The following is a 21817-nucleotide window of genomic DNA, read 5'->3' as shown; positions in this document are numbered from 1 at the left end:
GCGCTGGCCGCCGGGCATGGATCGCACCGGCCCGAGGCCGCCGCCGACGGGTTTCCCGCGCGTCCGCGCTTGCCCTGGATTGCGCATTCGCGCGCGCCGCGCGACCGCTCGTCGGGTGGTGAATGCCGGCACTGGCCCGCGCCGACGGGCGGCGTATAAGCCGAATCGACAGCCGCGAAAACGCGGTTGCCGCCCGGCCTCGATTCCGCGTCCGGGCCCACACGTCAGGGAGCCGGAGCCATGAACGCCTGCTTGCGTATTGCCGTCCTGTCGTTGTCCGTCCTGGGGCTGGCCGCCTGCGCCGGGACCCAGAGCAAGAGCGCCTATGTCGAGCCGGCCGCGGTCGGCGCGCCGCAGTCCGCACCGCTGACGCGCGATGAGATCTATGTCGCTCAGGTCGAGCGCATCGCCCGTCGCCGCGGCATCGGCCTGGTCTGGGTCAATCCTCCGCCCAAGCGCGGCGCGGCGGTGGCGCAGGCCACCCACTGAGCGCGCCCGCGTCGCGCGCCGCGGCGCCGTCGCTCAGCGTCGGCGCTGCGGCCGCGCCAGCAACACCACCACCGCGCCGGTCCCGCCCTGCGCGGGCGGCGCGGAATGGAACGCCAGCACGTCCGCGCGCTGGCGCAGCATCCGGTCGACCAGGTTCTTGAGCACCGGCAGGCCGCGGCTGTCGAGGAAGTCGTTGCCGCCGCCGCGGCCCTTGCCGTGGATGATGCGCACGCAGCCCAGTTCGTGGCTGCGCGCGTCGTTGAGGAAGGCGCGCAGCAGCGCTTCGGCCTCGCGCACGGGGCTGCCGTGCAGGTCGAGTTCTTCCTGCGCCGAAATCTCGCCGCGGCGCAGCCGCGCGAACACCTTCGGCGGCAGTTCGTCGCGGCGATAGCTCAGCGCGTCGCCGGCTTCCAGCAACTGTTCGTCGAGGGCGTGGCGGAATTCCTCGCGCGCCAGGGCTTCGTCGCGTTCGGCCATGCGCGGACGCGGGCGCGGCTTGGGCGCGGCCGGCGGCAGCGCGGCCTCGGGCAGGCGGCGGACCTCGCCGATGGCGGCGCGGAACAGCGCCGCGTCGTCGTCGTCGCCGGCGTCTTCGGGGCGGTCGGGGTGGGACGTCATCGGCACAGGATAATCGTCGCGCGGCGAAGGCGGCGCGCGGCGATCGGGGAAAAAGAAAGCCCCGGCCCTTCCATGGGACTTGCGGCCCGTCGGTATCGGGCCGTCACCGGGGAAACACTGATTGAAGCGCGCGGATTGAAACGCGCAGATCGAAAAGCGCGGCACGCGCTGCGCTGTCCCCTCGCGCCGTCGGCGCGCAGTCGAGGGTGCCGCGAACGCGTAGTTCATCACGCTACGCGCGATGGGCGAGGGCGGTCCTGTCAGAAGTGACAGTCGCCGGGGCGCGGCGAAAGACGCGGCGAAAGGCCAGGGCTGAATGCGTTCCGGCGTGCCTCGCAACGAGGATCGTCGAGAGGCGGCAGGGTGTCGGCGCATGGCGAGGCTGTCGCGCGACACGCCGCACGGGGTGCGCGCGCACGACAGCGAACCGGCCGATTCGGCAAAGCCCGCGCCGGCCGCCGCGGCGTACGGCTACAACGCGATCAATCCCAGCGCGACCGCGCGCGCGCAGGCCGCGCGCCGGCCCTTGACCCCGAGCTTGCGCGCCACCTGCTGCAGGTGGAAGTTCACCGTGCGCTCGCTGATCTGCAGGATCATCGAGATCTCCCACGAGGTCTTGCCGACCGCCGACCAGCGCAGCACCTCGCATTCGCGCTCGCTGAGCTTGGGCGCGTGGCGCGGCCGGCGCAGCAGCCGGTCCATCGCCGCGTGCATGCAGCTGACGAAGTACACCGCCTGGCCGAGGGTCGGCACCAGTTCGCGCGGATCGGCCAGCGCATTGACGGTGAAGGTGGTGAACGACCACTGCGTGCCCGGCGACCAGCTCGGCACGGTGATGCCGCCGTGCAGGCCGAATTCGCCGGCCGCCATCAGGGTGCGGCGGCCGATCTGGTACAGCTGCGGGCGCGGTTCCCAGGTGGTGCGGCCGCGCGAGTTCCAGGCCACCGCGGGCAGGCCCTCGCGCGAGAGGGTGATGCGCGGGTCGCTGCGCTCGGCGTCGGGCGCGGCCAGCGCCGGGTAGGTCTTCGACCAGTCGCTGTCGAAGTCCTCGAAGAACACGAAATCCGAACCGCCGGGCAGCGGCTCGCGCAGCTTGGTCGCGTAGCCGTGGTTGTGGAAGCCGACCGCGCGGGAAAAGGCCGAGGTCACCGACTTGACCTCGTCCAACGTCGCAGCGCGCAGCACTCGATCGATATGGTCCCAATACTCCATGCCGTGCCTGATCACCTGCGTTCCGGCGGGTTCGGGCCATCATACATACGCACGCCGCGTGCCGCCGATCTCAGATCGCAACCGGGCAGCAGCGCACCTTCGACGCGCCCGCGGCGAACCGCCGCGCCGCGCCGAAACGCGCGCCAGGCAAGGCCGCGGCCCGCTCGCGACACGCCCGCGCGGGAAGCCCGCGGCCCTATCGGGTATCATCCGGGGCTCCCCCACGTCTGTCTTTCCGTCAGCGGAGTCTCATGCGCGTATTGGTCAGCAACGACGACGGCGTCGACGCGCCCGGCATCCGCATCCTCGCCCAGGGGCTGCGCGAGGCCGGACACGAAGTGCTGGTGGTCGCGCCCGACCGCGACCGCTCCGGCGCGAGCAATTCGCTGACCCTGGACATGCCGGTGCGGGTCGCCCGCCTCGACGAGACGACCTGGCGGGTCTACGGCACCCCGACCGACTGCGTGCACGTGGCCCTGGCCGGCATGCTCGAGCTGGAACCCGACATCGTCGTCTCCGGCATCAACACCACCGCCAACATGGGCGACGACGTGATCTATTCCGGCACCGTCGCCGCGGCGATGGAAGGCCGCTTCCTCGGCCTGCCGGCGGTGGCGATGTCGCTGGCCGCGGCCGATCACGACGGCCGCCACTACGAAACCGCGGCGCGCGCGGCGGTCGAGATCATCGCCCGCCTGCGCACCGATCCGCTGCCGGCCGACACCATCCTCAACGTCAACGTGCCCGACCTGGCGTGGGACGAGGTCGCCGGTTTCGAGGTCACCCGCCTGGGCAACCGCCACCGCGCCGAGGCCTGCATCCCGCAGCGCGATCCGCGCGGGCGCCAGTGGTGGTGGATCGGCCCGGCAGGCGCCGAGGCCGACGCCGGCGCCGGCACCGATTTCCATGCCGTGCGCACCGGCAACATCTCGATCACCCCGATCCATGTCGACCTGACCCGCTACCAGGCCCTGGAGCAGGTCGCCAGCTGGGTCGGCGGCCTGGCCGCGTCGCTGGACGCGCCCAAGGCGGAGAGCGCGGCATGATCCAGCGCATGCGCCTGCAGCCGGAGGCCATCGGCAGCGGCCTGACTTCGCAGCGCGTGCGCGACCGCCTGGTCGAGCGCTTGCGCGAGGCCGGCATCCGCGACGAGCGCGTGCTCAACGCGATCCGCACCGTGCCGCGCCACCTGTTCGTCGACGAGGCGCTGGCGATGCGCGCCTACGAGGACACCGCGCTGCCGATCGGCCACAACCAGACCATCTCCCAGCCGTGGGTGGTGGCGCGCATGACCGAGGCGCTGTTCGAGGACGGCCCGCCGGCCAAGGTGCTGGAGATCGGCACCGGCTCGGGCTACCAGGCCGCGATCCTGGCCGCGCTGGGGCTGGAAGTGCATACCGTCGAGCGCATCGGCGAGCTGCTGCGCACCGCGCGCAAGCGCTTTCGCCAGCTCGGCCTGAACGTGCGCAGCAAGCACGACGACGGCCGCATCGGCTGGCCCGAGAACGGCCCGTTCGACGCGATCATCGTCACCGCCGCGGCGCCGGCGCTGGTGGACGCGCTGACCGAGCAGCTCGCGCCCGGCGGCACCCTGGTCGCGCCGGTCGGCGCCGCTTCCTCGCAGTCGCTGCTCAAGCTGCGCAAGGACGCGGACGGCAACGTCGCCCAAACCACGCTCGCGCCGGTGGTGTTCGTGCCGCTGCTGTCGGGCATGATCGACTGACCCCCTGCGGCGGCCGCGCGGCCGCCGCCGACCATCCAGCGGCCGCGCGGCCGCTTCTTCGGCCGACTTCCCGCATGGCATTGAAAATCTTCGGACCGCTCTACGAGCGCACCATTTCCTGGGCCCGCCACCGCCACGCCCCGGCCTACCTGACCGGGCTGAGCTTCATCGAGGCGATCATCTTCCCGATCATGCCCGAGGTGATGCTGGCGCCGATGTCGGTGGCCCAGCCCAAACGCGCGTTCTGGTTCGCGACCTTGAGCATCGTCGGCTCGATGCTCGGCGCCGTGGTCGGCTATGCGCTCGGCCATTACGCCTTCGAAGCGCTCAAGCCGATGTTCGCCGCGTTGGGCATGCTGCCCTCGATCGAGGCCGGCATCGCCACGGTCCAGGCCAAGATGGTCGAGTCGCCGTGGGCGGTGTTCACCTTCCTGGTGCTCGGCGGCTTCATGCCGATCCCGATGAAGGTGTTCACCTGGGCGTCGGGCATCGTCGGCGTGCCTATGCTGCAATACCTGCCCAGCATGTTCATCGGCCGGGCCAAGCGGGTGTACCTGCTGGCGCTCGCGATCCGCATCGGCGGCGAGCGCGCCGAAGCCGCGTTGCGCCGGTACATCGAGCCGATCGGCTGGATCGCCACCGCCGTGGTGGCGGTCGCGATCGCCGTGCTGGTCTGGCATTCACAGCGCTGAGGCGCGCGTCCGGCGACACTGGCGCGCACCACCGCGGGACGGCGGGCCTGCACGGCCGGCCGGATCGAGACAGCGACACCACGCGCCCGGCGAGCGGCGCGGCAAGAGGACGATCATGAGCGAGACCAACCGAACCCCGACCCTGGCGATGGCCGCCTGCCTGCTGGCCACGCTCGCCCTGATCGGTTGTTCGAGTTCGGTCGTGCGCGAACCTTCCCGCGGCGGCTCGCGCGGCGGCCGCCCGGCGGCGCCTGCGCAGCGCCCGTCGGTGGCCAAGCCCGGCGCGACCGTGGTCGTGCAGCGCGGCGAAGGCCTGTACCGGATCGCCGCCAACAACGGCATCCAGATGGCCGACCTGGCCGCCTGGAACGGCCTGTCGCCGCCGTACAACCTGTATCCGGGCCAGCGCCTGAAGCTGTATCCGCCGGGACGCGGCGGTTCGTCGTCCGCGGGTTCGTCCTCGGCCGGCTCCGGCGGCTCGCGTCCCAGCGCGCCCGCACCGGCGCCGGCCGCGCCGATCGACAGCGGCATCCGCTGGCGCTGGCCGGCCGACGGCCCGCTGCTGGGCCGCTACGTCGCCAACGAACCGACCAAGCAGGGCATCGACATCGGCGGCGCCCCGGGCACGCCGGTGCGCGCGGCCGCCGACGGCGTGGTGGTGTACTCCGGCACCGGCCTGGTCGGCTACGGCGAGCTGATCATCGTCAAGCACAACGAACAGTGGCTGTCGGCGTACGGCCACAACCGCAAGCGCCTGGTCAACGAAGGCCAGTTGGTGAAGTCCGGCCAGCAGATCGCCGAGATGGGCCGCAGCGGCGCGGCGCGCGACCAGTTGCACTTCGAGGTGCGCTACAACGCCAAGCCGGTGGATCCGTTGTTGTACCTGCCGGCGAAATGAGCCGATGCCGGCGCTAGGCGAGTACTTCCACGACGACGACGGCTCGCTGCCGGAGATAGAGCTGCGCTTCGCCCAGCCCGCGCTGCTGGTAATGGCGTTGGAGTACCTGTTCGGCCTGCCCGGCGCGTGCGACGCATCGCGCGATATGGCCTGCGTCTGGAGCCGCGTCCACGATCGCGAAGAACCCTATCGCGGGCCGCAGGACGCGCGGCGGGTCGTGTCCGGCGAGATCGAGGCCTTCTACCGGTTGTTGCGCGCCGCGCAGGTAGACGGGTGCGTGCTGCCGGATTTGGGCGTGTTCGTCTCCGACGAGGAGCTGATCCTGAATTACCGGATGGGGCCGCAATGGGGCGAGAGCGAGATCGGCGCGTTGTTGCGGCTGTTGGCGCGGTTGCGCAAACGCGGTGCGGAAGTCGCGGTGCCGTGGTGGGGCGAGTCGGGCGAACTGGCGTTCGCGCTGGCGTTGCAGACGGCAAGCGCTGGCCTCGGCGCGGCGGGCTGAGCGGAATGCGTCGGGCCTGAAGGCCCTCCCACAAGCGTCGAGGCGTCGCCAAATCGCGCGCCGGCGACGCGCAACGCAAAGCACAAGGATCGTCGACATGGCGGCAGCGCCCAGCGCAGCGAAAACCGAACCGCTCAGCGAATGCGAACGCGGCCGGCTCGCGGCGCGCAAGACGGGCGGTTGCGGGCTGATCGGGATGCTCGCGTGCGTGGCGTCGATCGGCGGGATCTTTCCCCTCGTCGTCGTCGCCCTGGAGCCCGAAGGCCTGAGCTGGGGCGCGGCCGTGGCGATCGCGTTTGCCGTCGTCTGCGGCCTGGGCCTGATAGCGTTCGTGACGGCCAATGCCGACGACCGGGTCGAGGCCGACGCCGCTGCGAGAATCAAGCTGATCGTCACCGGGCGGATCGTGCAGATGCCCACCGACTCATCGGACGGCGGGCCGCCGTCGCGCTGCCTGTGGGTGGTGGTCGACGGGGGGCCGTCGCGGCCGCTGATTTTCCAGGCGGACGAGGCCTTGTACCGCGCGGTCCGTATCGACGACGCGGTGCGGATCGCCTATGTCCCGAACAGCATGACGATCATCCAACTGCGTACGGCCGGCTACGAGTACTCCATCTGCGATGACGGCGAGGCGGGCGAGAAGCGGCCCGCGTAGCAACCCGGGCCGGAGCCGCAACGATCCGGCGCGGCACCGCGCCGATGCGGATCGCGGCGCTCACGGCGGCGGCGGATGCTCGTCGAACTGTCGAAGCACCGCGACGTATTGGTAGTCGCCATCGATCAGGTTCAACAGCCGCAGCGCCTTCGGCGCATAGGCGATGCGCACGCGCCGGTCGGTGCGCACGGCCTCGTAGCAGTGCCATGGCACCGAGAACCGCGTCGGCAGTTCCGGGTCGTCGCCGTCGAGGGCGATGTAGAGGCAGTAGATCGGCGGCCAGCTCTCGCCGTCGTCGCGTTCCATGACGCCGGTGAGCACGCCTTCGCGCCACAGTTTGATTCCGGCGGCGAGGTCGTCGCGCAGGTTGGATTGATCCAGCGATTCGCTCCAGGCGAGCAAGGCCATGAAGCCGATCGCCGCGGAGATTCCAGCGATCGCCCAGACGTTGCGGAAATCCGGATCGAAGACGATCGCGGGCACGAAGCAGACCACCCCCAGCGCGACGCACGACCACAGCACCCGCGGCGCTTCGCTCGATTGCTTGGCGCGCAGGAAATCGCGTTCGCGCGCATCCAGCGCTTGCGCGTCTCCGGCGACGAGCGCGGGCGCGGTTGCGGCGCCGTCGGGTGCGGCGCTGTCGGGTGCGATGAGGTCGGGTGCGATGCGGTCCTGGGTCATGCGCCACCTTGCGCGTTCGATCGCGGCGCTGCGCCGCGTCGGCGCCGTTATAACGCCGCGCCCGATCCGGCGCCAATCGCGCCGGGCCGCAGGCACGGCGAGGTCTTGCGGGTGTAGTCGCCGCCCCAGGTGCGCAGGCCGGCGGTGTCCACGTGCAGGCGGCGGCGGTCGTAGAAGCCCAGGCCGAAGCCGGTGGCGGGGCCGCGCCGGCGCCAGAACGCGCACAGCCTGGCGCCGTCGGTGTCGGCGGCCAGTTCCAGGTCGTAGGCGCCGCCGGCCATGTGGCGGCTCTGGCGGCTTCCGCCTTCGCAGCGGTTGAACTCGGGCGCGCGGTAGCCCGAGACGATGCGCGCGCCGTCGATCAGTCCGGCCGCGCGCAGTTCGGCCAGCAGGCGCAGGGTCGCCACGCTGCGCGGCCACGACGCGCGCGGCGGCAGGGCGAACTCGTCGGCGCCGCACCAGCGCCAGTTGCGCCCGCTGCGCAACTGTTGCGAAAGCGGCGCGACCGCGGCGACGCCGTGGCGGGCGAGGTGGTCGGCATAGGCGCGGACCTGCGCCTCGCGCCCGTCGCCGCGCCAGCGCTCGAAGCGCTGCTCGGGCGTGTCCGCGGCGCAGCCGGCCAGCAGCGATGCCGCCAGACTTGTCTTAATCAGGGTTGAGACGCCGGCCGGCGCCCGCATTCAGGCGCCCAGCACGAATCCGGCGACCACGCGCCGGCCCTCGCCGGCGAGCACGTTGAAGGTGCGCGCGGCGGCGGCGTTGGTCATCGATTCCAGGCCGACCTTGCGGCCCAGGCTGGCGGCCAGGGTCGCCGCCGGCGGGAACGCCTGGGTGGCGCCGCAGCCGAGCACGATCAGCTCCGGCTGCAGCGCGAACAAGGGTTCCAGGTCCGCCAGGGTCAGCCCGCGCACGTCGCTGACCGCCCAGTCCTCGATCAGCGCATTCGGCGCCAGGATGAAGCTGCGCTCCAGCCGCCGGTCGTTGACCAGGGCCGCGCGGCCGTCGGCGCCGCGCAGGAAGAACTCGTGGTCGGGGCGTTCCAGGATCAGTTGCATGGCGGTGGGTTCGGGACTGGGGACCGGGGACCGGGGACCGGGGACCGGGGACCCGCAAAGGCTGGCAGGTCAGCGGATTGCGTCAAGATCGCACGGAACTAGATCATCGGGTCCCGGGTCCCAGGTCCCGGGTCCGAGGCTCCCGCCGCTTACGCCCGCGGCAGCACGATCTGGCGCTTGTCCTTGCTCGGACGGTACAGCACCGCGGTATGGCCGATGCGCTGGACCAGGGCGGCGCCGGTGCGCTCGGCGAGGTCGGAGATCAGGGTGTCGCGGGCCTCGCGGTCTTCGGCGCCGACCTTGACCTTGATCAGTTCGTGATGCTCCAGGGCCAGGTCGATCTCGGCGATCAGGGCATCGGTGACGCCTTTGCCGCCGACCTGCAACATGGCCTTGAGATCGTGGGCCTGTCCGCGCAGGAAACGGGTCTGGGCGGAGGTCAACAGGGTCGGCATCGGGACACGCGAACTAAGCGGAAAGGGCGCTCAGGGTATCATGGCGCCCCCACCCCCCATCCGGACCGGCGCCCCACGCTCATGGCGACGCGCAGCAAATCCAGCCAGCGCTGGCTGAAGGAACACTTCTCCGACCCCTTCGTGAAGAAGGCCAAGTCCGAGGGATTGCGCTCGCGCGCGGCCTACAAGCTGGAGGAACTGGTCGAGCGCGACCGCCTGCTCAAGCCGGGCATGGTCGTGGTCGACCTGGGCGCGGCTCCGGGCGGCTGGTCGCAGTGGGTCCGCCAAGAAATGGAGCGGCTGTGGCCGAAACAGCCCGGGCGGATCGTGGCCCTGGACATCCTGGACATGCCCGGCCTGGCCGGCGTCGAGTTCATTCACGGCGATTTCCGCGAAGATGCGGTCCTGGCCCAGCTGGAATCCACGCTGGACGGCCAGGTCGTGGACCTTGTGCTGTCCGACATGGCCCCCAATATGAGCGGGGTGGACGCGGTCGACCTGCCGCGGGCGATGCACCTCTCGGAGCTGGCGATGGACTTCGCCGACCGGCACCTGAGGGTCGAAGGCACCTTCCTGATCAAGCTGTTCCAGGGCGTGGGCTTCGACGAGTACGTGCGCGAACTGCGCCGGCGCTACGCCAAGGTCTCGATCCGCAAGCCGGCGGCCTCGCGCAAGCGGTCGCCGGAGGTCTATGCGCTGGCCCAGGGCAAACGGGCGACGCCGACCTGACCGGGGCCGCCCGGACAGGCCGGCAGGCGGGGCTTGCTGAACGAGCCTGTTCGTGAACGGCGCCGCCGCCGGCAGATGTACCGGGGCGGTGGGTGTGAGAATCTGGCAGTTACCGCGGGCGCAAGAGGCGTTCGCGGCCACGGGCCCCGCGGGGCCGCAGGGTAGGAAACAAATGAACGATTTGGCCAAGAATCTGCTGCTCTGGGTGATCGTCGCCGTCGTGCTGATGGTGGTGTTCCAGGCGTTCGGTCCGCGCACCGCCGGCACCGAGGTGCTCGCCTACGACCAGTTCGTCAACCAGGTCCAGAACGACCGCATCAAGGAGGTGAAGATCTCCGACGATGGCACCACGATCACCGGTACGCGTAAGGACGAGAGCAAGTTCACCACCTACGCCACGCGCGACCCGTACCTGATCAACGACCTGATCAACCACAAGGTCGTCACCGAGCAGACCCCGCCGTCGAGCAGCCCGTCGTTGATCATGATCCTGGTCAACGTGCTGCCGTGGCTGCTGTTCATCGGCATCTGGGTCTATTTCATGCGCCAGATGCAGCAGGGCGGCAGCAAGGGCGCGATGAGCTTCGGCCGTTCGCGCGCCAAGCTGCAGGGCGAGGACCAGGTCAAGGTGACCCTGGCCGACGTCGCCGGCTGCGACGAGGCCAAGGAGGAAGTCGGCGAGCTGGTCGAGTTCCTGCGCGATCCGTCCAAGTTCCAGAAGCTCGGCGGCAAGATCCCGCGCGGCGTGCTGATGGTCGGCCCGCCGGGCACCGGCAAGACCCTGCTGGCGCGCGCCATCGCCGGCGAGGCCAAGGTGCCGTTCTTCTCCATTTCCGGTTCCGACTTCGTCGAGATGTTCGTCGGCGTCGGCGCCAGCCGCGTGCGCGACATGTTCGAGCAGGCCAAGAAGCACGCGCCGTGCATCATCTTCATCGACGAAATCGACGCGGTCGGCCGCCATCGCGGCGCCGGCCTCGGCGGCGGCCACGACGAGCGCGAGCAGACCCTCAACCAGTTGCTGGTCGAGATGGACGGCTTCGAAGGCGGCGAAGGCGTGATCGTGATCGCCGCGACCAACCGCCCCGACGTGCTCGACCCGGCGCTGCTGCGCCCGGGCCGCTTCGACCGCCAGGTCGTGGTCGGCCTGCCCGACGTCAAGGGCCGCGAGCAGATCCTGCGCGTGCACATGCGCAAGCTGCCGCTGCACGAGGACGTCGAGCCGATGACCATCGCCCGCGGCACCCCGGGTTTCTCGGGCGCCGACTTGGCCAACCTGTGCAACGAGGCGGCGCTGTTCGCCGCGCGCGAGAACGCCAAGGAAGTGCGCATGGAGCACTTCGACAAGGCGCGCGACAAGATCCTGATGGGCGCCGAGCGCCGCTCGATGGCGATGAGCGAGGACGAGAAGAAGCTCACCGCGTACCACGAGGCCGGCCACGCCATCGTCGGCCGGATCGTGCCGGAGCACGACCCGGTCTATAAGGTCACCATCATTCCGCGCGGCCGCGCGCTCGGCGTGACCATGTACCTGCCGGAAGGCGACAAGTACTCGATGAACCGGGTGGCGATCGAATCGCAGCTGTGCTCGCTGTACGGCGGCCGCGTCGCCGAGGAGCTGATCTTCGGCGGCGACAAGGTCACCACCGGCGCGTCCAACGACATCGAGCGCGCGACCAAGATGGCGCGCAACATGGTCACCAAGTGGGGCCTGAGCGACGAGATGGGCCCGATCGCCTACGGCGAGGAAGAGGACGAAGTGTTCCTCGGCCGTTCGGTCACCCAGCACAAGAACGTGTCCAACGAGACCGCGCGCAAGATCGACGAAGTGGTGCGCGGGATCCTCGACAAGGCTTACGGTCGCACCTCGCAGATCCTCAAGGACAACCTCGACAAGTTGCACGTGATGGCCGAGGCGCTGCTGCAGTACGAGACCATCGACGCGACCCAGATCGACGCGATCATGGCCGGCCGCGAGCCGGGTCCGCCGGCGGATTGGGCGAAGTCGGGCAAGGTGTCGAAGGACGACAACCGTCCCGGCGGCGCGATCGGCGGGCCGGCGGCGCAGACCTAACGAAGTTGCGTTGAACGCGCTGCAACAAAAACGCCGGGCACTCCCCGGCGTTTTTGCTTTCCGGCTACTTGAAACAAAAGCGTCGGGGCTGAAGCCCCTCCCACAAAAGCGGCCGGCCCCTCGCGCGGCCTTGCTCTTGTGGGAGGGGCTTCAGCCCCGACGCACTTGTGTCGGATCGGTCGATTCCCCAACCGCCGCACCCCCACCGGTTAGCATGCGGTTCTCCCAGTCCCGGACCCGCCCCCATGTTCGACCTGTCCCCGACCCTCGACTGCAACGGCCGCGTCCTCAAGCTCGACCGCCCGCGCGTGATGGGCATCGTCAACGTCACCCCCGATTCGTTCTCCGACGGCGGCGCCCACGACACGCTCGAGGCCGCGGTCGCGCACGGCCTGACGCTGGCGGCCGAAGGCGCCGACCTGCTCGACGTCGGCGGCGAGTCCACCCGGCCCGGCGCGGCCGAGGTGCCGGTGGAGGAGGAACTTCGGCGCACGATCCCGGTGATCGAGCGCCTGGCCCGCGAGACCGCGTTGCCGATCAGCATCGACACCTCCAAGCCCGAGGTCATGCGTGCCGCGGTCGCCGCCGGCGCCGGCCTGATCAACGACGTCTACGGCCTGCGCCGCGAGGGCGCGCTCGACGCGGCCGCCGCGCTCGGCGTGCCGGTGGTGCTGATGCACATGCAGGGCGAGCCGCGCTCGATGCAGCACGAGCCGCGCTACGAGGACGTGGTGGCCGAAGTGCACCGGTTCCTGGCCGAACGCATCTTCGCCGCCGAGATGGCCGGCATCGCCAAGAAGCGCATCGTGGTCGATCCGGGCTTCGGCTTCGGCAAGACCCTGCAGCACAACCTGACCCTGCTGGCGCAGCTGGAGCGCTTCGGCGAGCTCGGCGTGCCGGTGCTGGCGGGGCTGTCGCGCAAGCGCAGCATCGGCGAGCTGACCGGCCGCGAGGCGGCGGGCGAACGCGTGCACGGCTCGGTCGCCGCGCATCTGATCGCGGCCCAGCGCGGCGCGCGCCTGCTGCGCGTGCACGACGTGGCCGCGACCGTGGACGCGCTCAAGGTCTGGGACGCGGTGGCCGCGCAGGCCCAGCCGCGCCGCGCGTCGGCGCCGGCGATGCCGACGTGGCCGGACGAGGATTGACGGGCGAGGCGATGCCGGCGGGCCGTGGCTGTTTTTTCGCCAATCCCGCCGAAGCCTTGTCGCATAAGGCGTGAAACCCGATTCCACTGCGTGTGTCCCAAAGCTTGTCCACAGGCGGTGTGGATAGCGGCAAGCCTGCGCGGCGAGGCGCTTGCAGCGAAACGCGAAAAAAGCAAGGTCTGCAGCGGCGGGATTCGTCGCCGGCACGCGCGCGCGAGGCATGAATCGGCGTTGGACAAAAAATGACCAAACTCGCCGAGGCCTTGTCGCATAAGGCGTGAAACCCGATTCCACTGCGTGTGTCCCAATGTTTGTCCACAGGCTGTGTGGATAGCGGCGAGCCTGCGCGGCAAGGCGCTTGCAGCGAAACGCGAAAAAAGCAAGGCCGCAGCGTCGGGATTCGTCGCCGGCATGCGTGTGCGAGGCACGAATCGGCGTTGGACAAAAAATAGCCAAACTCGCCGAAGCCTTGTCGCATAAGGCGTGAAACCCGATTCCACGGCGTGTGTCCCAAAGCTTGTCCACAGGCGATGTGGATAGCGGCGGGCGCGAGCAGCGCGGCGCGCGCGGCGAAACCGCGAAAAAGCCAGCCCGCGGCGCCGCGTGCCGGCGTCGATCAGCGCATGCGGGGCCCGAATCGGCATTGGACAAAAAATCGCCAATCTCACGAAAGGCCCGCCGCACAAGGCGTGGAACCCGATGTCCTGGCGTGTGTCCCAAAGCTTGTCCACAGGCCGTGTGGATAGCGATGGCGCGGCGGCTTCGCGTGGCGCACGCCGGTGCGGGCGCGCGGCGCGAACGCTCGTGGGCGCGAAAGCGGGCAGGGGACCGCTGGCCGCCGTTCCCTGGTGCGCCGCAGCAGGAAACGCGGGCGGCGGAAGCGTCGATCGCATCGCCCGACCCGCACGCGGCGCCGTGCGGCTCCGGCCGGCGAACGCGACGATCTCGCCGAACGCCCGCCGCGGCCAGCGCGGACATCGGTCCGCATGCGCGCCTACGCCCGCCCGTCGCGGCCGCTGCGCGAGGCCGGGCGGGCGATGCCGATGGCAACGGCAAAGTCAAGGAAATTCACTGGCGAATTTCTCGCCAAACCTCTTGCAATGCTTATGCCGCAAGGCTTCGCGCGCGCAATCGAAAAACTGTCCGCAGGCTTGTCCACAGGGGATGTGGACAACTGCAACGGACTGGTCAAGAAATGTGCAAATTCCGGTAGAGCCGCCGCCGGCGCGGGGCCGGGCGGCGGCGCCGAACGCCCGCCGCAGCGGGGTTGCGCAGCGGTCGAGCCCGATCGCCGCGGTGGCGCGGCCGCGGCGCGCCGGCTTCCGCGGGCCGCGCGGCTGTGCGAGGCTGCGCGTCGCCCACCGCCGTGCCCATCCGCCGTCCGCGCATGACCGCTTCCCACGACCCGCGCCCGCTCGCCATCGCCCTGATGGGCCCGACCGCGTCGGGCAAGACCGCGCTGGCGCTGGACTGGGCCGCGCGCCTAGACGCGGAAATCGTCAGCGTCGACTCGGCCCTGGTCTACCGCGGCCTGGACATCGGCGCGGCCAAGCCGAGCGCGGCCGAGCGCGCGGCGGTGCCGCACCACATGATCGACGTGCGCGAGCCCTGGCAGGCCTATTCGGCGGCCGAATTCGCCAGCGACGCGCGCGCGGCGATGGAGCGGATCGCCGCGCGCGGGCGTCTGCCGATCCTGGCCGGCGGCACCGGCCTGTACTTCCACGCCCTGCTGCATGGCCTCTCGGACATGCCCGAAGCCGACCCGGCCACCCGCGCCGCGCTGGCCGAAGAGGCCGCGCGGCGCGGCTGGGCGGCGCTGCATGCCGAACTGGCCGCGCTCGATCCGCAGGCGGCCGCGCGCATCCACGCCACCGACGCCCAGCGCATCCAGCGCGCGCTCGAGGTCTGGCGCCTGTCCGGCCGCACCATCAGCGACTGGCGGCTGGCCTCGGCGACGCGGCCGCGGCTGCCGTTCCGGGTGCTCAAGCTGGTGCTGGCGCCGGCCGACCGAGCGGTGCTGCACGCGCGGATCGAACGCCGCTTCGAGCAGATGCTGGCCGACGGCTTCCTCGACGAGGTCCGCGCGCTGCGCGCGCTGCCGGGGCTGGCCGCGCACCCGAGCCCGCTGGAGCTGCCGGCGATCCGCGCGGTCGGCTACCGCCAGGCCTGGGAACACCTCCACGGCGCGTTCGACGCCGCGCAGCTGCGCGACCGCGGCGTGTTCGCCACCCGCCAGTTGGCCAAGCGCCAGCTGACCTGGCTGCGCGGCGAACTTGACGCGCGCTGGTTCGATCCTTTGCGCGACGCGGCCGAACTCGAGCACGCCTTGAGGCTGTTCGCCGGCGCCCGGCTGCGCGCGCCGCGCCAGGGCGTCTAGCGGCGCCGCGCCGTCGCGCGCAAACCCCGACCCGGGTCGCAATGTTTGCTTGCACTTGCGTTAACATCGGGCGGGTCGCCCCTGTGGGGACAACAGCCGGCGATACGGAAGCGACCGTTTCCGGGCTCCCGGGCCTACCGCCCGGTCCCGTCGGCGGGGCGCGCCGTCCTAATAACTAGAACATGCTGGGGAATTAGAAGATGTCTAAGGGGCAATCCCTGCAGGATCCTTTCCTGAATGCGCTGCGTCGCGAACGCGTACCGGTCTCGGTCTACCTGGTCAACGGCATCAAGCTGCAGGGCACGATCGAATCCTTCGACCAGTTCGTGGTGCTGTTGCGCAACACCGTAAGCCAGATGGTCTACAAGCACGCCATTTCCACCGTGGTCCCCGCGCGCAACGTCCGCGTCGGCCCGGGCGGCGGCTATGTCCAGTCCGCCGACGGCAGCGACGGCAGCGACGAGAACGAATAAACGCCCGCGGCGCCGCGGACGATTGAGAAACCGGCGCGGCGCCACCATCTGTCAGGGTTCTTCCCGGGCTTGGCCCGCCAGTCAGCTTCCTGATCGATGTTCGAGCGTTCCAAAAGGGGCGAGCACGCCCTGCTGATCCAGCCTCACTCCGGCGGCGCGCCGGAGGAGGACCTGCTGGAAGAGTTCGCCGACCTGGCGCGCTCGGCCGGCGCGTCCGTGGCCGCGGTGCTGACCGCGCGCATCGACCGGCCCAACGCGGCCATCCTGATCGGCAGCGGCAAACTCGAAGAGGTCAAGGCCGCGGCCGAGGCCAGCGGCGCCGACCTGATCCTGGTCAACCACCCGTTGAGCCCGGGCCAGGAGCGCAACCTCGAACGCGCGCTGCAGCGGCGCGTGGTCGACCGCACCGGCCTGATCCTGGACATCTTCTCCCAGCGCGCGCGCAGCGCCGAGGGCAAGCTGCAGGTCGAGCTGGCCCAGCTCAAGCACATGGCCACTCGGCTGGTGCGCGGCTGGACCCACCTGGAGCGCCAGCGCGGCGGCTCCATCGGCTTGCGCGGTCCCGGCGAAACCCAGCTGGAAACCGACCGCCGCCTGTTGCAGAAGCGCCTGGAGCAATTGCAGAAGCGCCTGGACAAGGTCGAGGTGCAGCGCACCCAGATGCGCCGCGCGCGGGTGCGCAGCGAACTGCCGCGGGTGGCGCTGGTGGGCTACACCAACGCCGGCAAGTCGACCCTGTTCAATGCGCTGACCGGCGCCGATGCCTACGCCGCCGACCAGCTGTTCGCCACGCTGGACCCGACCGTGCGCCGGATCGAGCTTGCCGGCGGCGGCGTGGTCCTGGCCGACACGGTCGGCTTCGTCCGCGACCTGCCGCACGAGCTGGTCGCCGCGTTCCGCTCGACCTTGTCGGAAGCGCGCGAGGCCGACCTGCTGCTGCACGTGATCGACGCCGCCGACCCGCTGCGCGACGAGCGCATCGCCCAGGTCGACGCGGTGCTGGCCGAAATCGGCGCCGGCGACCTGCCGCAGCTGCTGGTGTTCAACAAGATCGATCGCCTCGACGGCGTCGCCCCGCGCATCGACCGTCCCGGCGAGGAGCGCCATCGGGTGTGGTTGTCGGCGCGCACCGGCGAGGGCCTGGCGACGCTGCGCGACGCCCTCGGCGAGGCGCTGCAGCTGCGCCGGGTGCAGGGCGGACTGCGGATCGCGCCGCAGGACGCGCGCCTGCGCGCGCGCCTGCACGACCTCGGCGCGGTACGCGCCGAGCAGGCCGACGAGCACGGCTGGTGGGTCGAAGTCGACCTCGCCGTGGCCGACGCCCAGCGCCTGTTCGCCCAGGCCCACGGCGAGCCGTTGCGGCCCTTGCTTGAGACGGCGGAGACCCCCACCTAGAATCGACGGGTTCGCGCGCACTGAATGCGCGCGCGACCCGCCGCGGGCGCCCCAGCGTCCGCGGACCGGCGCCGGCCCTGCCGCGGCCGGTGCCGGTGGGAACCGCCTTGCTCGCGCAGGACGCTCCGCCCGGCCTCCACTTTCTTAGGAGCAGGCATGGCCTGGAACACCCCCGGCAGTGACAATTCCGGCGACAACCGACCGTCGCGGCAACGCAAACCCCAAGGCCGCGGCCTGGACGCCCTGATCGATTCCGCGCGCGGCCTGTTCGGCGGCGGCGGCGCCGGCGGCATCCTGCGCTGGGTCGGCGTGCTGGTCGCGCTGTGGCTGGCGTTCAACTGCTTCGTGCTGGTGACCGAGCAGGAGCGCGGCGTGGTCCTGCGCTTCGGCACCTTCTCGCGCGTGCTCCAGCCCGGCCCGCACTTCAAGCTGCCGTGGCCGGTGGAGAGCGTGCAGAAGGTCAACGCGACCCAGAGCAAGGCCTACAGCGAGAACGTGCCGGTCCTGACCCGCGACGGCAACATGGTCAACGTCGAGATCAACGTCCAGTACCGGATCGAGTCGCCGCGCCAGTACCTGTTCGGCTCGCGCGCGCCGGAAGAGGTGCTCAAGCAGGCCGCGCAGAGCGCGGTGCGCGAGCAGATCGGCCGCTCCGACCTGGACACCGTGCTCGGCGCGCGCAGCGTGCTGACCACCCAGGTGCGCCAGCGCCTGCAGTCCTCGCTGAAGGACTACGAGACCGGCCTGACCGTCACCGAGCTCAACCTGCCGAACGCGCGTCCGCCGGACGAGGTCAAGGACGCGTTCGACGAGGCCCAGCGCGCCAACGCCGACAAGTCCACCGCGATCAACGAGGCCCAGGCCTACGCCAAGAAGATCGTGCCGGAAGCGCGCGGCGACGCGCAGCGCATCCGCACCACCGCCGAGGGCTACAAGACCTCGATCGTGGCCCGCGCGCAAGGCGACGCGGCGCGCTTCTCGCTGCTGGTCGAGCAGTACAAGGGCGCGCCGGAAGTCACCCGCAAGCGGCTGTGGCTGGATGCGGTGCAGGAAGTGCTGTCCAACAACCGCAAGATCGTCGGCGGCGATTCGCGCCAGATCCTGCAGATTCCGCTGACCGACCGCGGCGGCGTGCCGGTGACCCCGGGCCCGGTCAGCGTGCCGCTGGCCCAGCCCGAACTGCTGCCCTCGGTGACGGCGACCGATTCTTCGCGGTCGTCGATCCCGTACAGCGGCCGCCCCGAGCGCCCGAAGACCCGCGATGAGGTGATGCGATGAGAGTTCCTGCCCTGATCGCAGCGGGCGTGGCCCTGCTGCTGGCCCTGCTGGGCTCGATGTTCGTGGTCAAGGAAGGCCACAGCGCGATCGTGTTCCGCCTCGGCACCGTGGTGCGCGAGGACGTCGCTCCCGGCCTGCGCTTCAAGTGGCCGCTGATCGAAACCGCGCGCACCTTCGACCGCCGCCTCAACGTGCTGCCGGCCGAGCCGGAGCGCTACCTGACCGCCGACAAGCTCGACATCAGCATCGACTTCTTCGCGCTCGGCCGGATCGAGGACATGCGCCGCTTCTTCCAGGCCACCGGCGGCAACGAGGAAGTCGCGGCCGAGCGCCTGAAGCCGATCATCCGCGACGCGCTGCGCAACGAGATCAACTCGCTGAAGCTGCTCGACGTGGTCAAGGGCGACCGCGAGGCGGTGATCGGCAAGCAGCTGACCGCGATCAACCGCGGCGCGGCGACGCTGGGCGTGAAGATCCAGGACATCCGGATCAAGCGCATCGACCTGCCGCAGGACAGCAACGTGCTGCAGTCGGTCTACAACCAGATGCGCTCGCAGCGCTTGCAGGTCGCCAGCCAGCTGCGCGCGGAAGGCTTCGAGCAGTCGCAGGCGGTGCGTGCGGCGGCCGATCGCGACAAGACCGTGCTGCTGGCCGAGGCCGAGCGCGACGCCCAGCGCCTGCGCGGCGAAGGCGACGCCGAGGCCGCGCGCCTGTACGGCGATGCGGCATCGAAGGACCCGTCGTTCTTCACCTTCCAGCGCAGCCTGGATTCCTACCGCAAGGCGTTCGCCGACGGCCAGAGCGTGATCGTGCTCGACCGCGACGATCCGTACCTGCAGTACCTCAAGTCCGACCGCTGAGGCCGGCCGATGGCCGGCGAAGTGTGGCGGGCCTTGTGCCTAGTCGTGGTGCTGGAAGGCCTGATGCTGTTCGTCGCCCCTGGCGGCTGGAAGCGCGCGGCGGAACAGCTGCGCTCCTTGCCCGACCCGCACTTGCGCGCGGTCGGTGGGATCATGGTGGTGATGGCGCTGACCGGATTGTGGTGCCTGCGCCTGGGGTGATTCAGGCGGGCCTTCGGGCCCGCTGCCGACCGACCCGCCCGAACAACGGATGGGGCAAGGCCTTCAGGCCCGTCGCTTTCCGATCCGCGGCAGTGTCGCGACTTGAGCCGAGAGCGTCGGGGCTGAAGCCCCTCCCACAAAAGCCGATGCATGACAGCCCCGCTGTTGTGGGAGGGGCTTCAGCCCCGACGCTCTTCGATCCGGCCCGAAGCGAGCTGCCACGATGGCCGCAACGACGAAAACGCCGCGCAAGCGCCTCGCGACCGCGGTCATGCGCGCGCTACGACGCGCATCGCAGTTCCTTTCGTATCGCCGCGCGCGCTGCGAATCCTTCCCCGCGAGTCCCTGAAACGTCCTGATTTCGCCCTGTCGCCGCGACCCGGGCGCGGCTAGACAGTGGACGGCGAGGCGTGCGCCGCCGCTGTACGACGGCGCCGCGCCCGGGTGCGATGCCATCCATCGGCGGCGTCCCCGACGGCCTCGCGGCCGTCGCAGGCGCGCTTGCGTCGCGACGGAATCTCATCCCACTTCAGGAGAACCGTCATGAAGGATTCTGAGCGTAGCCGTTTGCTTCGTCGCAGCGCGTTGGCGTTGGCCTTGATGTCCTTGACCAGTCCGGCCTGGGCGGCCTGCCTCGGCCTGGGCGTGCCCAAGGCCAACAATCTGTACCTGATGTTCGCCAACACCGCGACCCCGTACCTGGAGTTCGGCCAGCTGCCGAATTCGCCGACCAGCCCCGCGCAACCGTTCGCGCTGTCCGGCATCCCCAGCTACGGCGGCACCGCAGCGGCTCTGCAGACCGCCGTGCAGTCGGTGGTGGAAATGGATTTCTGCGAGTTCAACGTGCGCGTGCACGCGACCAACGCGTTCCCGCCGGCCACGCTGCCCCGGCGCAACATCGTCGCGGTGACCACCCAGAACGCCATCGCCGACGGCCTGCTGTCCAAGCCGCAGCGGCTCGACACCGGCGACCTGTACCAGGTCGATTACTCGTACGTGTACGGCGGCACCTTCCAAAGCTGGCTCGGCGGCAGCGGCGGCGCGCTCAACGGCATCAACTCCACGGTCACGCGCTGGGCCAACGCGCTCGGCGGCTCGGCCGCGCTGGCGGCGGCCAACAACTACGGCGTCAGCAACTCCACCACCGTGCGTCCGGGCGAGGACAGCGCCTCGCGCCACATCATGTCGACCGGCGGCGCGGTCACGCCCGAGGATCGCGTCGGCTATCGCCGCCACTTCAGCGACACCTCGTTCTCGGTGCTGGCCAGCAACGTCGGCCTGTCGTTCAAGACCATGTGGAACTGGGACCTGGTCAATCCCAACGCGCAGACCGCGCACGCGCTGGAGATGACCGTGCTGTATCCCAGCGCGACGCCGCCGGTGATCGGCTGGTACTACGGACAGTCGCCGGCCGAGTGCCATTCGCCGTGGAAGACGCCGACGGTGACCGGCCCGACCGGCCCGGCCCAGGCCTTCCACGACGGCATCTATTACCCGTACACGGTGCGCTGGGATACGCCGAATCCGTATTGGGGCAACGGCCCCTGCACCGGCGCGACCGGCGCGCCGGGCCAGGCGATCGGCGGCGCGTACTACCACATCGGCGCGACCTTCACCGACATCGATCCCAACACCACGGCGATCAACGCGCTGGTGGTCAAGGACATCCGCCTGTACGGCGCGACCAACAACCTGCTCTCGCTGAAGCCGCGCCTGCACGGCCTCGACGCCGGCACCTTCGATCCGTTCGGCAGCTTCCGCCTGAGCGTGTTCAATCTCGCCGAGACCGCGACCTTGCTGCGCAACGTGGAACTGCGCGAGTTGCCGCGCGTGGTCGGACTCAACGAGATGGTGGGCGGCGGCCGCATCGCCGACGCCAACGGCGAAGAGTTCCAGCCCTGGAACAGCCGCACCCTGGTGCGCGAGGCCAAGTTCGACGTCGGCCAGAGCCTGGCGATCCCGGTGGCCAAGGTCGGCCAGCAGCGCCACGTCAGCGAGGTGATCACCGCCGAGGACTGCCAGCGCCAGCGCGCCGGCGACGCCATCGCCGATCCGGCGCCGGTGCCGTGCACGCCGCGGGTCAACGTCGACCTGTTCCCCTCGACCACGCTGTACCTCACCGCCGACACGGTCGAGCCGAACGCGACCTTCTGGGACGCCAAGCAACGCAAGTACGTGACCGGGCCGCTGAGCACGCGCACCTACTACCAGGTCACCGGGCGGCGCCTGGACCAGAACAAGAACGGCGTCGACGACTTCATCGACGCGCACGCGCCGGCGGCGCAGGCCAAGTGAGGGCCCGGGCGTC

At 70.5% G+C, this 21817-nt stretch carries 23 protein-coding genes; 17 read left to right on the top strand and 6 right to left on the bottom strand.

Annotated features, from left to right (window positions below; all coding sequences use genetic code 11):
- Positions 1–240: 240 nt before the first annotated feature.
- A complete protein-coding gene (locus JHW41_RS17610; protein WP_057946820.1) occupies positions 241–489 on the top strand; it encodes a hypothetical protein in 249 nt (82 codons plus the stop codon).
- 33 nt (positions 490–522) lie between these two features.
- Here JHW41_RS17610 and JHW41_RS17605 read toward each other — a convergent pair whose 3' ends face one another.
- Together JHW41_RS17605 and JHW41_RS25995 are read right to left on the bottom strand one after the other, a co-directional pair.
- A complete protein-coding gene (locus JHW41_RS17605) occupies positions 523–1107 on the bottom strand; it encodes a Smr/MutS family protein (protein ID WP_057946821.1) in 585 nt (194 codons plus the stop codon).
- 471 nt (positions 1108–1578) lie between these two features.
- The gene (locus tag JHW41_RS25995) at positions 1579–2334 is read right to left on the bottom strand and encodes a helix-turn-helix transcriptional regulator (RefSeq protein WP_269433009.1); all 756 of its coding nucleotides are present in this window, start codon (positions 2332–2334) and stop codon (positions 1579–1581) included.
- Between the two features lie 236 nt (positions 2335–2570).
- On the opposite strand from JHW41_RS25995, the gene surE reads away from it, so the two are divergent.
- The 6 genes from surE (at position 2571) to JHW41_RS17565 (ending at position 6789) form a co-directional block, all read left to right on the top strand.
- Positions 2571–3365 (top strand): 5'/3'-nucleotidase SurE, encoded by a 795-nt coding sequence (surE, locus tag JHW41_RS17590; protein WP_057946823.1) that lies wholly within the window; start codon positions 2571–2573, stop codon positions 3363–3365.
- Positions 3362–4042, top strand: coding sequence for a protein-L-isoaspartate(D-aspartate) O-methyltransferase (locus JHW41_RS17585; RefSeq protein ID WP_057946824.1), 681 nt, complete (start codon positions 3362–3364; stop codon positions 4040–4042). Before surE ends, JHW41_RS17585 begins: the two co-directional genes overlap by 4 nt.
- An 80-nt stretch (positions 4043–4122) precedes the next feature.
- Positions 4123–4734 carry a YqaA family protein gene (locus JHW41_RS17580; RefSeq protein WP_057950021.1) on the top strand — a complete coding sequence of 204 codons (612 nt, stop codon included), beginning with the start codon at positions 4123–4125 and terminating at the stop codon, positions 4732–4734.
- A gap of 115 nt (positions 4735–4849) precedes the next feature.
- Positions 4850–5632 (top strand): peptidoglycan DD-metalloendopeptidase family protein, encoded by a 783-nt coding sequence (locus JHW41_RS17575; RefSeq protein WP_428995390.1) that lies wholly within the window; start codon positions 4850–4852, stop codon positions 5630–5632.
- A 4-nt stretch (positions 5633–5636) separates the two neighbouring features.
- Positions 5637–6134: a hypothetical protein gene (locus tag JHW41_RS17570; protein ID WP_250444044.1), complete on the top strand. Its 498-nt coding sequence runs from the start codon at positions 5637–5639 to the stop codon at positions 6132–6134.
- A gap of 97 nt (positions 6135–6231) precedes the next feature.
- Positions 6232–6789: a hypothetical protein gene (locus tag JHW41_RS17565; RefSeq protein ID WP_250444042.1), complete on the top strand. Its 558-nt coding sequence runs from the start codon at positions 6232–6234 to the stop codon at positions 6787–6789.
- A gap of 60 nt (positions 6790–6849) precedes the next feature.
- Here the strand turns inward: JHW41_RS17565 and JHW41_RS17560 are convergent, their stop codons facing one another.
- The 4 genes from JHW41_RS17560 to yhbY all read right to left on the bottom strand — a co-directional run bounded on the left by JHW41_RS17560 (position 6850) and on the right by yhbY (position 8980).
- Positions 6850–7566: a hypothetical protein gene (locus JHW41_RS17560; RefSeq protein WP_250444040.1), complete on the bottom strand. Its 717-nt coding sequence runs from the start codon at positions 7564–7566 to the stop codon at positions 6850–6852.
- The gene (locus JHW41_RS17555; RefSeq protein WP_250444038.1) at positions 7518–8150 is read right to left on the bottom strand and encodes a D-Ala-D-Ala carboxypeptidase family metallohydrolase; all 633 of its coding nucleotides are present in this window, start codon (positions 8148–8150) and stop codon (positions 7518–7520) included. Before JHW41_RS17555 ends, JHW41_RS17560 begins: the two co-directional genes overlap by 49 nt.
- Complete coding sequence (locus JHW41_RS17550; protein ID WP_057946830.1) at positions 8151–8525, bottom strand: Mth938-like domain-containing protein; 375 nt, start codon at positions 8523–8525, stop codon at positions 8151–8153. It abuts the gene before it with no gap.
- Between the two features lie 149 nt (positions 8526–8674).
- Complete coding sequence (gene yhbY, locus JHW41_RS17545) at positions 8675–8980, bottom strand: ribosome assembly RNA-binding protein YhbY (protein ID WP_057946831.1); 306 nt, start codon at positions 8978–8980, stop codon at positions 8675–8677.
- 81 nt (positions 8981–9061) lie between these two features.
- Here yhbY and rlmE point away from each other — a divergent pair, with 81 nt between their 5' ends.
- From rlmE to JHW41_RS17495, 10 genes are all read left to right on the top strand, one after another.
- On the top strand, positions 9062–9709 hold the full coding sequence (rlmE, locus tag JHW41_RS17540; protein WP_078999028.1) for a 23S rRNA (uridine(2552)-2'-O)-methyltransferase RlmE: 648 nt from the start codon (positions 9062–9064) through the stop codon (positions 9707–9709).
- A 172-nt stretch (positions 9710–9881) separates the two neighbouring features.
- Entirely contained in the window at positions 9882–11780 is a 1899-nt protein-coding gene (ftsH, locus tag JHW41_RS17535; protein WP_057946833.1) for an ATP-dependent zinc metalloprotease FtsH, read from the top strand.
- 245 nt (positions 11781–12025) lie between these two features.
- Positions 12026–12925, top strand: a complete 900-nt coding sequence (folP, locus tag JHW41_RS17530; RefSeq protein ID WP_250444036.1) for a dihydropteroate synthase — start codon at positions 12026–12028, stop codon at positions 12923–12925.
- Positions 12926–14312: 1387 nt separating this feature from the next.
- Complete coding sequence (gene miaA / locus JHW41_RS17525) at positions 14313–15302, top strand: tRNA (adenosine(37)-N6)-dimethylallyltransferase MiaA (RefSeq protein WP_250444034.1); 990 nt, start codon at positions 14313–14315, stop codon at positions 15300–15302.
- A gap of 200 nt (positions 15303–15502) precedes the next feature.
- Complete coding sequence (gene hfq, locus JHW41_RS17520; RefSeq protein WP_057946835.1) at positions 15503–15775, top strand: RNA chaperone Hfq; 273 nt, start codon at positions 15503–15505, stop codon at positions 15773–15775.
- A gap of 96 nt (positions 15776–15871) precedes the next feature.
- Complete coding sequence (hflX, locus tag JHW41_RS17515) at positions 15872–17170, top strand: ribosome rescue GTPase HflX (protein ID WP_057946836.1); 1299 nt, start codon at positions 15872–15874, stop codon at positions 17168–17170.
- Between the two features lie 156 nt (positions 17171–17326).
- Positions 17327–18448 carry an FtsH protease activity modulator HflK gene (hflK, locus tag JHW41_RS17510; protein ID WP_078999039.1) on the top strand — a complete coding sequence of 374 codons (1122 nt, stop codon included), beginning with the start codon at positions 17327–17329 and terminating at the stop codon, positions 18446–18448.
- A complete protein-coding gene (hflC, locus tag JHW41_RS17505) occupies positions 18445–19308 on the top strand; it encodes a protease modulator HflC (RefSeq protein WP_057946838.1) in 864 nt (287 codons plus the stop codon). The genes hflK and hflC overlap by 4 nt, the downstream gene beginning before the upstream one ends.
- Before the next feature lie 9 nt (positions 19309–19317).
- Entirely contained in the window at positions 19318–19509 is a 192-nt protein-coding gene (locus JHW41_RS17500) for a DUF2065 domain-containing protein (RefSeq protein ID WP_057946839.1), read from the top strand.
- A 600-nt stretch (positions 19510–20109) separates the two neighbouring features.
- A complete protein-coding gene (locus tag JHW41_RS17495) occupies positions 20110–21804 on the top strand; it encodes a hypothetical protein (RefSeq protein ID WP_250444032.1) in 1695 nt (564 codons plus the stop codon).
- Positions 21805–21817 lie beyond the last annotated feature (13 nt).

It is taken from the genome of Lysobacter enzymogenes, assembly GCF_023617245.1.
GTDB lineage: Bacteria > Pseudomonadota > Gammaproteobacteria > Xanthomonadales > Xanthomonadaceae > Lysobacter > Lysobacter yananisis.
The sequence above is the reverse complement of the archived record's forward strand: the minus strand, read 5'-3'. Positions and strand labels throughout refer to the sequence as shown.

Bases quoted from the DNA above. Each gene is read 5' to 3' on its own strand.
- JHW41_RS17610 (WP_057946820.1), top strand. From the start codon at position 241: ATGAACGCCTGCTTGCGTATTGCCGTCCTGTCGTTGTCCGTCCTGGGG.
- JHW41_RS17605 (WP_057946821.1), bottom strand. From the start codon at position 1,107: ATGACGTCCCACCCCGACCGCCCCGAAGACGCCGGCGACGACGACGAC.
- surE (WP_057946823.1), top strand. From the start codon at position 2,571: ATGCGCGTATTGGTCAGCAACGACGACGGCGTCGACGCGCCCGGCATC.
- JHW41_RS17585 (WP_057946824.1), top strand. From the start codon at position 3,362: ATGATCCAGCGCATGCGCCTGCAGCCGGAGGCCATCGGCAGCGGCCTG.
- JHW41_RS17575 (WP_428995390.1), top strand. From the start codon at position 4,850: ATGAGCGAGACCAACCGAACCCCGACCCTGGCGATGGCCGCCTGCCTG.
- JHW41_RS17570 (WP_250444044.1), top strand. From the start codon at position 5,637: ATGCCGGCGCTAGGCGAGTACTTCCACGACGACGACGGCTCGCTGCCG.
- JHW41_RS17565 (WP_250444042.1), top strand. From the start codon at position 6,232: ATGGCGGCAGCGCCCAGCGCAGCGAAAACCGAACCGCTCAGCGAATGC.
- JHW41_RS17555 (WP_250444038.1), bottom strand. From the start codon at position 8,150: ATGCGGGCGCCGGCCGGCGTCTCAACCCTGATTAAGACAAGTCTGGCG.
- JHW41_RS17550 (WP_057946830.1), bottom strand. From the start codon at position 8,525: ATGCAACTGATCCTGGAACGCCCCGACCACGAGTTCTTCCTGCGCGGC.
- yhbY (WP_057946831.1), bottom strand. From the start codon at position 8,980: ATGCCGACCCTGTTGACCTCCGCCCAGACCCGTTTCCTGCGCGGACAG.
- rlmE (WP_078999028.1), top strand. From the start codon at position 9,062: ATGGCGACGCGCAGCAAATCCAGCCAGCGCTGGCTGAAGGAACACTTC.
- ftsH (WP_057946833.1), top strand. From the start codon at position 9,882: ATGAACGATTTGGCCAAGAATCTGCTGCTCTGGGTGATCGTCGCCGTC.
- folP (WP_250444036.1), top strand. From the start codon at position 12,026: ATGTTCGACCTGTCCCCGACCCTCGACTGCAACGGCCGCGTCCTCAAG.
- miaA (WP_250444034.1), top strand. From the start codon at position 14,313: ATGACCGCTTCCCACGACCCGCGCCCGCTCGCCATCGCCCTGATGGGC.
- hfq (WP_057946835.1), top strand. From the start codon at position 15,503: ATGTCTAAGGGGCAATCCCTGCAGGATCCTTTCCTGAATGCGCTGCGT.
- hflX (WP_057946836.1), top strand. From the start codon at position 15,872: ATGTTCGAGCGTTCCAAAAGGGGCGAGCACGCCCTGCTGATCCAGCCT.
- hflK (WP_078999039.1), top strand. From the start codon at position 17,327: ATGGCCTGGAACACCCCCGGCAGTGACAATTCCGGCGACAACCGACCG.
- hflC (WP_057946838.1), top strand. From the start codon at position 18,445: ATGAGAGTTCCTGCCCTGATCGCAGCGGGCGTGGCCCTGCTGCTGGCC.
- JHW41_RS17500 (WP_057946839.1), top strand. From the start codon at position 19,318: ATGGCCGGCGAAGTGTGGCGGGCCTTGTGCCTAGTCGTGGTGCTGGAA.
- JHW41_RS17495 (WP_250444032.1), top strand. From the start codon at position 20,110: ATGTCCTTGACCAGTCCGGCCTGGGCGGCCTGCCTCGGCCTGGGCGTG.